This is a genomic window from Vibrio viridaestus, from assembly GCF_003856525.1.
In the GTDB taxonomy this organism is placed as follows: Bacteria; Pseudomonadota; Gammaproteobacteria; order Enterobacterales; family Vibrionaceae; genus Vibrio; species Vibrio viridaestus.
The window spans coordinates 1-14656 of record NZ_RJVQ01000020.1 but is presented as its reverse complement, the minus strand read 5'-3'; the positions used below and the strand labels follow the sequence as shown (position 1 = coordinate 14656).

Below are 14656 nucleotides of genomic sequence, written 5' to 3'. Positions count from 1 at the left end.
CTATAACGCTCAAGTTGGCGAGACTTACGCGATGATCAAGGCGCTGAATAAGCTTACAGGGTTAGGTATGCCTGAAACTCAATATATCGTTTAAGAATTAAGCACAATGGGACAGGCATGTCCTCTCTCTGAATTAAGCAACAAAGCCCAGCAGAGGTCCCAGTCCACGAGTCCTTGCGATTCATCTCAGAGTTTTTCTCGATTAGTTATCACATCTACCTTTACGTGCCGATAGCTTTTCTTTTAGCTTGGCACTTGATAGTACCCGCCCTGAGGTTACATCATCTACAGAGAATGATAATACTTTAAGTAATGCTATTGCTTCATCATGACGATTATAAGTATTATAAATTTCTCTCGTTGTAACTGAATATTCAATTGATTCTTTCACTAATGTTTTCCTCAAGGTTAATTATTAAGTAGTGACGATCCACTAGTCATGGCCGCTAACTCGAAGATGGACACTTTCATTCTATTAAGAGTCGACTGTAAGGATTCTAACACATAGTTATTATGCATTAAGTTTCGCACCATAATCTAACATAGAAACATAAGTGATTAGGACAGGATTTTTAAGTTGAGATTTTAATCTGTTCGTTTATCCAGTGCCCACTTTGTGTATATTGCAGACTGACTTTCACGTTAATAGTTATGTAAACTTATTAAATAACTATTTTTGTCGAATAAGGCTAATAACAGGCAATTTCAATAATTAAACTTTGAGAACGATGTAAATTTAACATCTGTAACTCAATCATAGATGTATTTTCTAGCTTAACGCTTAAAAATTCATTCAATATCATTAAATCGAGACCTTACTAAATCTCACTAACATACTGGTCTGGCAAAATTCCGTGGTCACCAGTTGGTCACAATTGTGACCACTAGTGCCCAAAGCGACAATAGTCATCAAAATGTATGTGAATAAAACAGAATAATTATTAGGACAAAAAGAAGAGACAAGAAATATACGTAAATATTTTCTTAACATACACTAGAAACAATAAAACCCGCTAAGCTGCGGGTTTTATTCACAAATTTGGTGCGTCCGAGTGGATTTGAACCACCGACCCCCGCCATGTCAAGGCGATACTCTAACCAACTGAGCTACGGACGCAATTTGCATATTTATACACCTGCTAAGTGTAGAGCTTATGCTTTCTTAGTTATGACTACTACCATGTCAAGGTAGTACTCTAACCAACTGAGCTATAGACCCAAATTTTTGTTCTCATTCATAAAGAATGGTGCGTCCGAGTGGACTCGAACCACCGACCCCCGCCATGTCAAGGCGGTACTCTAACCAGCTGAGCTACGGACGCAACTTATTGAACGACAGCGATATTAACGATTGATACCCATCAGTGCAAGAAAAATTTAACTGAAGCCGAACCGTTTGCTCTTAACTTCACCAACCTGATGTAATTCTACCCACATAATCACATCTATCTCATAAACGCTGCGAGTTAAGAATCGTATTCCTCATCGTCTTCATACACAACATTGTAGTTTTCAGTGTAAGTACAGTGCGGTTGACGACTGCAAGTGAAGAATCGACGCCCCTTAAATTCGCCCATTGTTGCGACTTTTACGACCATCGGACTACCGCATTTTTTACAGAAGCGAACTTCTTTATCTGGTTCGATTAAATCGATATGGGCGGCCAGCAGTCTTCGAAGTTTACCCACCTGATAGCTGTATTTGATGTTGCCACCGATGAGCGGAATATTCGCCGTTTTACACACGTGAATAAGCAGTTTTTCCCGATCCGCTTTGCCTTTATCCAACGCACGACCATCATTCAACTCGACAACGGCACGAGGTTCGTATGTTCGGGCATCACAAATCAGATATTGGAAATAGTTACGCGTTATTTTACCAGAGGCGATATACAGGTCTTTCTTACTCTTGATATCTTTCGGCTTGATAACTTTGTCCATCGTGACGTTAGCTAAAACGATACCATGTTGCCCCACAGCACTGATCAAAGCCTGATAAAACGCCGATTCGTTTGGCGTTAGAACTGGTCCCCTGATTTTATACTGATAGTCTTTTGTATCGTCTTTTTTGATGACATATTTCTGCGCGATAAAAAACACGAGAACAAGAATTATTAGGATAAGAAAGACGTTAGCCATGACGCGTAACCTAAATAAAAATATCGGTATAGGACGTTAGTTATACCGATATTTTACCGAAAAATCACTATTTTAACGGAAGACGTATTTATCCATCATCGAAACCATTCGTCCGATTTCAGGCTTAGTGATAGTATCATTTGCACCAAGAGCCAATGCCTTGGCACGGTTATCATCACTCATAAGTGATGAGAACATCACAATAGGCAACTCAGCGTAACTGTCGCTGTCACGCAGGCGCTTAACCAAGTGCATACCATCCATTTTCGGCATCTCTACGTCGGTTACAACTGCATCGATTAATTCGGTCGCTTTCACACCATCCGCTTTCGCTGACTCAGCTATCGTCATCAGTTTTTCATGTGCCTCACCACCATCTTTGGCGACAATCACGTTGTAGCCAGCAGACGATAAAGTATCCTGAATTAGGCTACGAATAAACGCTGAGTCATCAACCACCATGATGGTACAACCATTACGTTTGGACACCATTTTACGGTCCAGATCGATCGATTTATCTTTCTTGATATCGTATTTTTCCATACTCAATTCTGGATTAATATCAGCAATGATTTTTTCAAAATCAAGGATCATGATCAGGTTGCTCTCTTTGCGCACAACTGCAACCACACAGTCTTGTTCACCCGCTTCGAGAAACTGGCTCGGCGATTCAACGTCGTTCCATGAGATACGATGGATACGGCTCACACTATCGATTAGAAAGCCATTCGTCATACGGTTAAAGTCAGTAACAATCACAAACTTGTTTTTGTTATTGTCTTTGGTTTTCAGACCTAACCACCCAGCCAGATCAACAAGAGGCGTAAGAATTTCTCTTGATGAGAACACACCGATCATGTGTGGCTGTGCATTCGGATAATCTGTCGTATCGGGTACTCTGATTACTTCTCTTACCTTAGCTACGTTAATGCCGTAGTAGCAGGTTTTAGTACTACCATCAGGTAACACTTTTTCTAAATGGAACTCAATTATTTCTAATTCATTTGTACCACTTTCAGTAAGAATGGTGCTGGATGGATTGCTCATAGTTACCACTTATCAAATGTTATATTCAAAGTCGTGTTGCGATGCAGTTCTAGTATAGGCGTTAGCCCAATAAATGCTTACTTAACCGACTAAAATTGTTATAGAAATAGACTTATTGTTATTTGCCACTAATAACTACATTATAAATTTATCAATAAATAATCAATCATATTCATTCACATTACGCCAAATACTGTATGGGCATAAAATGTAAAAACTTTAATAAAATTATTGATATTTTTGATGATGCTCTAATTTATCCTGACAAATAACCTGATGGTTATCCGCACAAGGTGTATACTTTTTGTGCAAATAAAATTATTGAGTATTTGTTAGGAGGAGCTGTCGATGGTAAGGGATGAATTAGGAATCTGCCTGTCAAAAGAAATGCTATGTAACAACCTTGAGTCTACCTTCACTCATGTTCGAGCCTATCAACTCAACGAACAGTCCGATGACTCTCAAGTCCTGTTTTCTTATCCTCAGATGAAAGGCGAAGATGTATTGCTTTATCAAAAAGAGAATAAAAAGCTGGCCTGGCGTGCCGAGCACCTCTGCCCTTCAACAAAATAAGCTATTCTTCCCAGCGAGACTGCATTTTTATTAGCGTTGCCTCTTCGACATCATGAATGTTGCCGTAATTACTGCGACAAATTTCAATAATCAGTTGAGCATCATACTTTTCGGCAAGTTTCAGATAAGGTCGCATTTCCCACTTTTGAATAAAGGTGTTAGAAACGACCACATTCATACCCTGCCTTAAGTACTTTTCCGTTTGCATTCGACACCATCGATGTGCCATATGCAGCTTGCTCGGGTCAAAGTGGTAGTGCCCTTTCCTTTCAAAGTACATATCGGCTTCGAGATGCTTTGCGTCAAGCGTCTTGGCCAAAGTCGACTTACCGGAGCCGGGTAATCCTCTAATCAATGTCAATGTTGCCATAGCCTATTCTATCTCTCGCTGATGAATCTCAAACATCAACTAAAATTAATTTGGTATTTGATATTACTTTTCTATCGACAAAATTCAAATATTCGGTTAGTTTTAGATGTATAGACGTCCAGACATTTTTCTTAGGAGTTTGTTGTGCCTATTAAAATTCCAGATTTACTCCCAGCCGGTGGAACGCTACGCAAAGAAAATATCTTTGTTATGCGTGATTCCAGAGCATCTACCCAGGGAATCCGTCCTCTTAAAGTATTGATTTTGAATCTGATGCCTAAGAAAATTGAGACCGAAACTCAGTTCCTTCGTCTGCTTTCAAACAGTCCACTTCAGGTCGATATTGAATTACTGCGTATTGATAATAGACCAAGCAGAAACACACCTGAAGAGCATCTGAATAACTTTTATCGTCAATTCGAGATGGTAAAAGATAGGTATTTTGATGGTCTTATAGTGACCGGTGCACCACTGGGTTTGGTTCAATTTGAAGATGTAGTTTATTGGCCACATTTAGAAAAAATCATTAACTGGGCCAAAGAGCATGTTACTTCAACACTCTATGTTTGTTGGGCAGCTCAAGCTGCGCTGAATATCCTCTATGGATTGCCTAAGAAGACTCGTACAGAAAAACTGTCCGGTGTTTATCAGCACGAAATCCAGACGGAATTTCATCCACTTATCCGTGGGTTTGACGATACGTTTTTAGCACCGCATTCTCGCAATGCTGACTTCCCAATCGATTTTATTGAAGAGAATACCAATCTGAAGATTCTTGCCTCTTCTGATGAAGTCGGTGTGTATCTAGCGTCTAGCCCAAACATGAGAAACGTATTCGTTACTGGTCACCCAGAGTATGACGCAACCACATTACACAACGAATATATTCGTGATTTAGGGGAAGGTTTGGATCCAATTATTCCATTTAATTACTATCCAAATGACAATCCTGATAATCGCCCTCGTGCAAGTTGGCGTAGTCATGGACACTTACTCTTCTCCAACTGGCTCAACTACTGTGTTTATCAGTTAACGCCTTACGATTTGGACAAATTTAGTGAAGAGAATTTCACTAAAGATGAAGACGAATAGAAAAAGCACCTTCGGGTGCTTTTTTGTTGTTCATCGCACTTAACATCTCTTAAACTGGTCCGCTCCAAGGTAACTGCTACCCTACTTTCTTTTTACTAGAGCAGCTTACCGTGAAAACATTATTTATTATCATCACATTTAGCCTATTGATCGCTTGTGCAGCGCGACCTACACACTATACAACGAATCACGCAGTCGATACTCGTGTAGACTTGGCCGTCGCCTATATGGAAAGGGACAATTTAGAACGAGCTCGATTTCACCTCGAAAAGGCACGAGCCCTTTCTCCAGATAATCTTCGTTTTAATCTCGCAATGGCTCAGTTTTATCAACTCACGCAACAATACGACCAAGCTTCACAGCTTTACGGAGCTCTCTATACTCAATATAGAACTGATGCCAGTGTCCTCAACAATTTTGCAGGTTTTGAGTGTTCACAAAAGCGCTATGCTCATGCGATGGACTTATTTCAACGAGCCATAAAGTCAAAGGGAAATAGTCATGTTGGCATAACGTATAAAAACGCGGCTATATGCGCCTATAACCACAAAAACATTTTAGAGGCGAAGACTTTCTTCGAAACGGCAAGACAATATCGTCCCAATGACAAAGATATCCAACGTTATCAGGAAGAGCTGCAGTGATTTTAGCTTCAGCGCCGCCGCTTACTTCTGGGATGCATACGGCGTTTCAGTCTTCTTTTTACAATAAGCGAGTGAGCTTTAATTTTACGGTGCTCTTTGATAATCAGTACGATCAGAATTAAGAGCATTGCCGCAAAGATAAGGCCGAAGAAAATTAAAAGAGGTTCGCAAATCCAATCGGGTTCACAGGGGAGATAGATCTCGAAGTCCATCACTTCACCCCTCCTTTAACTAAATACCTTCGTTAATTTTAGTTTGCGGCTAGAAACCAATGTTTACGTGCGTCACTGTTTTGATATGTCCAGGCGATAAAACGGCTCACTTTGTTGCCGTGTTCCATCTGAATCACCCTCAATTCTTCAGCGCCCTGTTTTTCTATTAATTTTCTTAGTGGACGCACGTTATCCCCCTTAGAGATAAGACAGGTAAACCATAAGACTTGATCCCGATAATCACCACTTTCTTTTATCATTCGGCTGACAAAACCGTATTCCCCCCCCTGACACCACAATTCATTGTGCTGCCCACCGAAATTGAGCGTAGGAGCCTGTTTCTTGACCGATTGATCAGCCTTACCTTTATTCTGGCTAAGGTTATGTACTTTGCGCGTGGTTCCCTTTACTGCCTCTTCTTTCGAAGCATGAAATGGCGGGTTGCAAAGGGTAACGTCATAACGAGTATCAGGACTGATGACACCGTTAAATAATAATTTACTATCACTTTGCAGAAACGGGGTTATTTTAGTTTTAAGCTTAGGGTTGTGAGCCAAAATGCTATTTACGTTACTAATAGACGCTTGACTAATATCTGAAGCAACCACATTCCAATCATAAGTTGACGCACCAATCAGCGCGTAGACAGCGTTCGCTCCAGTGCCAATATCTATCGCTTTAGCCGGCTCTCCAACCTTCAACCCATCACTCAATAAAAGTGCATGAAGACGATGGACATAATCTGCTCGACTGGGAATTGGCGGACACAAATAATCTTTAGGAATCTGCCAACCATTGATGCCATAAAAATGTTTCAGCAGCGCACGGTTGAGTAACATTACACTGTGTGAATCGCTAAAATTAATCGTGGTTTCACCCTTAGGATTTTTCGTTAGTCTCTTCTTAAGTTCAGGCTCTGATTTAGTTAATTCGCCAAAGTCGTAGCGTCCTTTGTGAACGTTTTTCTTATGTACACCTTGAGTCTTTATTTTGCTAAGTTTCATTACGACACTCTGAACTTGGTTATTTTTTTAATTCGGAATAGATGACAAATAACCGCGCATCAAATTCTAATTGGTGATAATTCGGTTCCATGTGGCAGCACAATTGGTAAAACGCCTTATCATGATCTTTCTCTTTGATATGAGCTAACTCGTGAACAACAAGCATTCTTAACATTGGCTCTGGTGCCTGTTTGAAAATAGAGGCAATTTTAATTTCGTTCTTGCGAATAACACGGTTGCCGTGCTGCTTCGTATTATAAGTGTGAAGACCCAATGCATTGTTAATCACATGTATTTTGTTGTCGTACTGAACCTTGGCTAGAGGACCCGCTTTCCTTAAATAGCGATTTTTAAACTCCATAACGTACTCATACAATGCTTTATCATTCTGAATACTATGACCTTGGGTACCAAAACGCGATTCGAACCAAGCAATAAAGCGCTGCTCAGTAATCAACTTCTCGATCTGTTTCACTATATTGTCAGGATAGCCCTGAATAACCTTTGTTACAGAAGTACTCGACATCACCATACTCTCAGACATAACTTTTTATAAACTCAATAAACGTCTTATCGGCATAAGACAAGTACCCGTGCTTACGCCAGGCTAACGCTAAACTTAGGTTCACCTCAGGAACAAAAGGGACTGCCACAACCTCTTTTTCACTATCCGTAACTAACTTTAGCAATGCCGTGATAGCTCTTTCATGCTTGACGATCTGTAAAATCATCGGTAACAGGTTCGTTTCGTAAGAGATATTGGGTGTTAACGATTCACGCAGACAGATTTCATCAATAAATTCGCGGTGAAAGTAACCGGGTTTAAACATCACGAGCTCATGCTCAAAAAAGGTCTCGAAGTCTACACTATTTCTTTTCGCTAATGAATGATTAACCCCAACAGCCGCTACCATTGGAGAGGTAATTAGTAAGTCAGTCTCGAGATCATCAGGAACATCTTTATCTAGGATGACACCAATATCGAGCTCGCCAGCCAATAGCATTTTGCGTATGGTCTGAGTTCCCGCTTCTATAACACTCATCTTGAGATTTGGAAACGTCTTCTTAAATGCCATGATTACTTCAGGGAAAAAATAGGACCCCATCATACTTGGTGTCCCTAACCTGACTTCACCTTTGATCAGGCCCTTAAGCTCATTCACCGCAAGTTGAGCATCGTCGATTTGCTGTAATATACGTTCAGCATGTTCAAGCAGGACTTGACCTTCATGAGTAAGCTCGACTGTTTTATCATCACGCCGGAATAGCATGACTCCCAACTGATTTTCAAACTTTTTGATCGAGATACTAAGAGCGGGCTGAGCAATTGGGATCTGCTTGGCTGCAAGTGTAAAGTTTCTATGCTTCGCTACAGCGACGAAGTGGCGTAATTGACGAGTTTCCATCATATTCAGAATATATCGTAATCATATTTATAATATATTTTATAAATCTAGTGGGTGCTGTTACTTTTGTCTACATAGAACAGAATATGAGGCACTTCCCATGCAAGCAGTCCAACAACGTAATCGACGCATCTCCTACGGTCTTGCATTGGGATCTTTTATTGTTTTTTGTAATCTTTATCTGTTCCAGCCAATCCTGCCCTATCTTGCTGATCACTTTTCAATGTCATCGACGAAAACCAACTGGATATTCGCAGCATCAACGCTGACGCTTTCTATCGCACTCATTCCATGGGCTATCGCTTCGGAATGTGTCGGTCGTAAAAAGGTGCTGCTCGCTGGGTTAATATCACTGCCTATCGTCGGATTATCCATGTTAATTAGTCACAGTTGGTTCGCATTGGTTATTGGTCGCTGCGTTACCGGACTCGGTATAGCCGCATTTACTGCTGTCGCAGTGGCTTATATGGCAGAGGAACTGCCTAAAGAAGCATTCTCTAAGGCTATTGGCTTATATATCGCGGCCAACTCACTCGGCGGGATCAGTGGACGGCTTATGGGCGGCTTGCTGACTAACTTTTTTAATTGGCATTACGCGGTTGTCGTTATGGCAATCATCAGTCTTATCGGAACGTATATAACGTATAAAGCGCTACCTAAAAAAGAGCAATTTACGCCTTCTCACCAACCCATTTCCGTTCATATGTATTCGATGATCGGCCATTTTCGCAATAAAATCGTCTGGATCGCCATGCTCATTGGTGGCGTAAACTTTGCGCTATTCGTTAACTTATATTCGGTGATGGGATTCCGACTCTCCGCAGAGCCTTATTCATTACCCGTGGGCCTAACGTCATTGATTTTTATTTGTTATCTTGGAGGGACTTTGAGTTCGAGTCTTTCCGGCAAGTGGAAAAAAAATCATAGTGCGATATCAGGCATGCTCATCGGTTCTGTCATCAGTATGACTGGTATGTTCATTGCGCTATACGAATCGATTCCTACCATGTTATTCGGTTTGGCACTAATCAGCTTTGGGGCCTTCTTCACTCATACCTTGGCGTATGGCTGGGTAAGTCAGCGTGCAACAACCGCTAAGGCAACAGCAACAGCCTTGTATCTGGTACATTATTACATTGGTGGCAGCCTGGGTGGATTCTTCCTGCTGCACTGTTGGCAGATTGGCCAGTGGTTTAGTGTCGTTGTCGGCGGTTCTGTTTTGTATGTTACTCTGTTTTTACTTATCTGGCGCTTACACAATCATCAATCAAAACACATCGATGTTGCTATCCAAGCGCAAAGCCATACATAACGATAATCAGTGTGCTAGACTCTGCTCATCTTAATATTTAGTGATTAAATATGTCTAATACACAGATCGAACAACAAGTAGAGAAATGGCTTGATGATGTCGTCATTGGTCTCAATTTATGCCCGTTTGCTGCAAAACCGCGCCGAAATGGACAAATAAAGATTCGTATTAGTAATGCTAAGAATGATGAGCAACTTTTAAACGATATTATTGAAGAATTTACTCTGCTTGATAATCTCACTGCAACCGATCTGGAAACAACACTGGTTGTTACGCCTAATTACTGTGAGTCGTTCGATGATTATCTAGAAATAGTTGACTGGCTTGAGGCCATCATCGATCAACAGTGGCGAGGCACGTACCAATTAGCCACATTCCATCCCGATTATTACTTTGATGGTACCGATCCAGATGATGACGAGAATCTAACCAATCGTTCACCCTTTCCGGTATTCCATCTAATCCGTGAAGCGAGTATGGAAAAGGTGTTGAAACACTACCCGAACCCAGAAGCGATACCAGAGACAAATATAGAGACCGTTTCGACTCTAACAGAATCTCAACGCCAAGCACTCTTTGGCTATTTGTTTAAATAATTAGCGAGATAATTGTAAAACAAAGTCGAGTTAAACAAAAAAGCCTGGTGTATGTGTATACACCAGGCTTTTGTTTAGATTTAGGCGATTACGAGCCCTTATTAATATTAAACTCTAAATCGTTCACAATCAGCGATACCGTGTTGTTCGAGAAGTCACTAGCCGAACCAAAATCAGCCACATGACTAGTTGAACCATCCGCTCCACTAATGTTCACACCCGTGCTCTGCGATACATCTACATGGGCACTTAAGTACTCTTCAATCACTTCGTAGTCTGACTTCGACGAGTCTCTATTCGTATCGGTTAGTATTGAGTTTGTATCTATCAACTCACTAATATCAATCGCATCTTCATTGCTGTTGAAATCAGCCAGAGTATCAACACCGCCGTTCTCTTCTAGAATGAACAGATCTTTGCCAGCGCCGCCTGTCAACACATCGTTTGCGTTATCACCAGTAGCCGAATCAAAGGTACCACCAATCAAGATATCGTTGCCATTGTCCCCAAACAATGTATCAGAGCCAGTTCCACCAATAAGAATATCGTCTCCGCTTCCGCCATAGAGTGTATCAGTTCCAGCACCGCCATCAAGTAGGTCGGCGCCCGATTCGTCTGAGTAACCACTATAGATACTCGAATAATCATTATGTGAATATCCGAATAAAGTATCGTTACCGCTTCCCCCTTCTAACCAGTCGTCACCACCGCCACCAATTAAAAGATCATTTCCACCATTACCAACAAGATGGTCAGTATAAGAGTTACCATCTATCACTTCGCTACTATTGTCGCCGATAATTGTTGTCGCCCGATCATGCCAATCATAGCTTTCTGCCCCATCACGAAACGTGGTGTCATAATACATATGATGAGTATCGTTGGTAACATAATGACCAGTTAAATCCGAGTAACTGTCTATAGACGAAGCCAGATCTTCAAAGAACGTTGTTATGGCGTCTGGAGAACTGATTTTAGCTTCAGAACTCAATACGTAGTCACCCTGTCCTAACGTGACGTAACCATTGCCATCATCCAATTGGATGTTTAGGCTGTAGTCACCTCCCTGATCCCAATACACGATTTGAATGCTATGTGTACCAGGTTCAGTGATGCTAAACGTAAAATAATCAGAATCTTGAGAACGATTAGAGTCGTACGACGCAACAATTTGTCCATCGATTATGATTTGATATCCATCATCTGAAGATACCTTCATCGTATAATCGCCAGTAGCGAGGTAAACACCACCACTTAGCTTAACAACAGCATCATTTGTCGACTGCATATTAGTAAAAGACAGCGATTGGGAGTCTTCTCCTAGCCAATCGGCTAAGTGAGAGCTTCCTGAAGCACTATTACTAACACCCAAGTCATCATCATTCTGCGTAGAGGTATCACTATTGTAAGCCACAGATGATGAAGCAAACGTCGCATTAGAATCTTGAGTTGCAATTATATTTAACGCATCGCTGATGTTATTAATCTGAGATGCACTGTTATAAAACTCGCCAATCAGTCCTTCAAATCCAGTGTAGTAAGGATCAATAGATACAGAAGCAGAAGTATCGTCACCATCTGAGTCAGTCGCACTAAACTCAAAATTAACATCTTGTCCTTCCTGCAACTGTTGATACTGATAGAACTCCCATTCACCGGTAGATGGCGTTAACTGAACTTCAAAGACGATATCGCCTGATGCATCGGTTCCAACAAGTCGATTACCATTATTTTCAACTGTCACTGTAACGGATTCACCGGCTAGAGTCGTTAATGAGTCAGAAACACCTGTCAAAACCAGAGAGCCATAACCATCAGCGCCATAATCAATATCGATTGTTCCAGACGTCGTAGCAATTGGAGTACTATCTGATGCGCCAATGAAGTTAATGGACGAGATAGTAAAATCGCTATTATCTGAGCCCCAGCGGTTGCCATTATCTGTCGCTTCAATGATTATTTGATCAAATCCGCCATCGGTAACGGAGAAGTATTCTGCGTAATCACCATTAGCCGCATCTGAGCTAAACGTTTGAGTACTCACCAACACGCCATCACGATAGAAGTACACGATACCGGACTCTAGTTCACCACCGTACATATCAGCAAACGTTAATTCAACGCCGTAAGCGATCTTATCGCCAAGGTCAATAATCAGCTGCTCCGACAGTCCAGTACCAGTTGTTTCGTCGTATTTATATTCAATTTCAGTATTGAAACGCTCGCTACCATAACTATCAACGGAGATACCACTTGCGGATTGATAGACCTGAGCAGCTTGTAACGTAGAACTACCTGAACCAAAGCCCATCGCAGTGATCGTCATATCACCGACAGACAGTGTATTGACACTATGATTGTGAGAACAATACGGGTCATTATTGTAGGCAAACGACGTTTCGCCCGTCAGCACATTGGTAGCGCCCTCGTAAGCAGTCGCCTCCGAAGAAGAACTACTAACAACAGTAGGCTGATCATCTGCAATAGTAATCGTGACCGACTGGGATGTCGTGTCTTGTCCGTCGTCTGCGACAACATTAAATGTGAACTGACTGTCATCAGAGTTTGCCAGATTATCTACAGAACCCGTAAGATCCACTTGATAATCATAACCTTCAGCTGTTGCAACCAAACTAATCGTCAATACAACAACCGAGCCAGCCATACCGATCAACTGCCCATTGACCAAAGTCCACTCAATCGAGGTACCACCTGACTTAAGGTCACTGTCCGTAGGCGCAACTAAACGGAGAGAAACACTATCACCATCCTTATCAGAAACTGTAATACTACCTGAGCAAGACGCAGCAGATGCATCAATATCCGATTCAGATAAGTTGTTAGTTGAATCAACGACTAAATCTGGCGCGTCATTCACTTCATATACGTTAATCGTAATAACTTTTGTCGCAGATGCTGACTGTTCGCCGGATGACGCTGCGGTATCATTTTCGGTTGATGTCGCCGTGATATTCAAATCAAACGAACCGTTATAATCTTCCGGTGTCTTAACTGTTAGAGAAGTAAAATCCCAGTCCGTAACATCAATAACATCGTCGACAGACAAAATTGTATAGCTATTTGTACCATCAGAAATAACCGTTCCTATTGGAGCGTCTGTCGTTAATGACACCTGGAGAGTTTCAGACCCGTCTGTGTCAGTAAGAGACACTGTAAATGCCTCAACAGGAATTGTTGTATCTTCAGAACCGTTATTGTCAGTGTAAGCGACATAGTGATCAACAGTAACACCGTCTTCGTCGTATACCGGTTCGCCTAAACGTACGCCTTGGTCTGCAAGTACCTCTTCACTAGAATATAATTGCATACTGGTGGTGCTTATAGGGCAAGCGTCTGTACCATCGATACTGATTAGCAGGTTATAGTTACCGACGTTATCATCATTATGGTGAGCAACTTCGATTGGATAATAACCGGTCGCGGTAACCATAACAGTACTAGATGATACAGCGCCTGTATTAACTGACGATTGGGCTTCTGCAACGATGTCAGAGCCAATTTTCACATACAAACTATCGTCTGCAGATCCTGAAAACGTATAAGTAGTGCCAGCCTCTAGGTAAACAAAGCCTGTAAACACATTAATCTGACCCACAGGAACGGAATTCTGCACCGATATTTCAGAATCAATCGTTGGCAACACCGTTGGCAATATTTCTAGGGCCTGAACCTGAGCCGCTAGTTGCTCCCCTGTAGCACCGCCGCCACTCCAACCCTCAGGTAAGACACCAGTCCAGGTCATATGTGTCAGGCCATCTGTAGAAGGAGTAGACGAATCGACAGAGCCAAATTCTGGCGTATCTGCTACAGGAGTGACCTGTAAGGTAGCGGAAACCGTAATAGTCTCAGTCCCCTCCGATAATGTGAAGCTAAATAAAGCATCAGTATCGTCATCATCGGCTGGAGAATATGTCCAAGTACCATCACCATTATCGACTAAAGTGCCACTGCCTGACTCTAACTTAAGATCACTAACCGACAAACTACCTCCTGCTGAACTACTTGCGTTGGCAAGAAGGTCAGATGTCGTGATAGTAATAGACGAATCTTCAGCTATTGAGCCAAGGTTAACGCTACTAGAAACTGGGCTAGAATCCGTTAGGTTGATGGTGAACGTCGCTGTCGAGCTTGTGCCATCGCTTGAGGTCGCTGTGATCTCGATGGTCGGAGCCGTATCGCTTTCGTAATCCAGCTGGGTGTTGTCCGCCACGGTCACCACACCTGTGGTCGCATCGATGGTG

13 protein-coding genes and 2 tRNA genes are annotated in these 14656 nt (G+C 41.8%); 5 read left to right on the top strand and 10 right to left on the bottom strand.

All coding sequences use genetic code 11. From position 1 onward, the window contains the following. Positions 1-202 precede the first annotated feature (202 nt). The 5 genes from EES38_RS21390 to EES38_RS21370 form a co-directional block, all read right to left on the bottom strand. Complete coding sequence (locus tag EES38_RS21390; protein ID WP_243694245.1) at positions 203-391, bottom strand: prevent-host-death protein; 189 nt, start codon at positions 389-391, stop codon at positions 203-205. Positions 392-1040: 649 nt separating this feature from the next. Next, positions 1041-1117 (bottom strand) — tRNA-Val (locus tag EES38_RS21385). A gap of 128 nt (positions 1118-1245) precedes the next feature. Next, positions 1246-1322 (bottom strand) — tRNA-Val (locus EES38_RS21380). 144 nt (positions 1323-1466) lie between these two features. Then, complete coding sequence (locus tag EES38_RS21375) at positions 1467-2138, bottom strand: DUF2726 domain-containing protein (protein WP_124939243.1); 672 nt, start codon at positions 2136-2138, stop codon at positions 1467-1469. A 72-nt stretch (positions 2139-2210) separates the two neighbouring features. Beyond that, a complete protein-coding gene (locus EES38_RS21370) occupies positions 2211-3185 on the bottom strand; it encodes a chemotaxis protein (RefSeq protein WP_166434324.1) in 975 nt (324 codons plus the stop codon). A gap of 348 nt (positions 3186-3533) precedes the next feature. On the opposite strand from EES38_RS21370, the gene EES38_RS21365 reads away from it, so the two are divergent. Beyond that, positions 3534-3758, top strand: coding sequence for a hypothetical protein (locus EES38_RS21365; protein WP_124939241.1), 225 nt, complete (start codon positions 3534-3536; stop codon positions 3756-3758). Between the two features lies 1 nt (position 3759). Here the strand turns inward: EES38_RS21365 and EES38_RS21360 are convergent, their stop codons facing one another. Continuing rightward, entirely contained in the window at positions 3760-4128 is a 369-nt protein-coding gene (locus tag EES38_RS21360; RefSeq protein ID WP_124939240.1) for an ATP-binding protein, read from the bottom strand. 144 nt (positions 4129-4272) lie between these two features. Here EES38_RS21360 and metA point away from each other — a divergent pair, with 144 nt between their 5' ends. Together metA and EES38_RS21350 are read left to right on the top strand one after the other, a co-directional pair. Beyond that, positions 4273-5220, top strand: a complete 948-nt coding sequence (metA, locus tag EES38_RS21355; protein ID WP_124939239.1) for a homoserine O-acetyltransferase MetA — start codon at positions 4273-4275, stop codon at positions 5218-5220. A 110-nt stretch (positions 5221-5330) separates the two neighbouring features. Next, positions 5331-5864 carry a tetratricopeptide repeat protein gene (locus tag EES38_RS21350; RefSeq protein WP_124939238.1) on the top strand — a complete coding sequence of 178 codons (534 nt, stop codon included), beginning with the start codon at positions 5331-5333 and terminating at the stop codon, positions 5862-5864. A gap of 250 nt (positions 5865-6114) precedes the next feature. Here EES38_RS21350 and rlmF read toward each other — a convergent pair whose 3' ends face one another. From rlmF to EES38_RS21335, 3 genes are read right to left on the bottom strand one after another with little or no spacing between them, the layout of a single operon-like run. Continuing rightward, complete coding sequence (gene rlmF / locus EES38_RS21345) at positions 6115-7080, bottom strand: 23S rRNA (adenine(1618)-N(6))-methyltransferase RlmF (RefSeq protein WP_124939237.1); 966 nt, start codon at positions 7078-7080, stop codon at positions 6115-6117. 19 nt (positions 7081-7099) lie between these two features. Further along, the gene (locus EES38_RS21340) at positions 7100-7606 is read right to left on the bottom strand and encodes a M48 metallopeptidase family protein (protein ID WP_124939236.1); all 507 of its coding nucleotides are present in this window, start codon (positions 7604-7606) and stop codon (positions 7100-7102) included. 10 nt (positions 7607-7616) lie between these two features. Then, positions 7617-8486 carry a LysR family transcriptional regulator gene (locus EES38_RS21335; RefSeq protein ID WP_124939244.1) on the bottom strand — a complete coding sequence of 290 codons (870 nt, stop codon included), beginning with the start codon at positions 8484-8486 and terminating at the stop codon, positions 7617-7619. Between the two features lie 100 nt (positions 8487-8586). Between EES38_RS21335 and EES38_RS21330 the strand changes: the two genes are divergently transcribed. After that, positions 8587-9798, top strand: a complete 1212-nt coding sequence (locus EES38_RS21330) for an MFS transporter (protein WP_124939235.1) — start codon at positions 8587-8589, stop codon at positions 9796-9798. Between the two features lie 50 nt (positions 9799-9848). Next, the gene (locus EES38_RS21325; RefSeq protein WP_124939234.1) at positions 9849-10394 is read left to right on the top strand and encodes a DUF1415 domain-containing protein; all 546 of its coding nucleotides are present in this window, start codon (positions 9849-9851) and stop codon (positions 10392-10394) included. A gap of 88 nt (positions 10395-10482) precedes the next feature. Here the strand turns inward: EES38_RS21325 and EES38_RS21320 are convergent. Then, a partial coding sequence (locus EES38_RS21320; RefSeq protein ID WP_166434323.1) for a cadherin-like domain-containing protein occupies positions 10483-14656 on the bottom strand: 4174 nt, incomplete at its 5' end.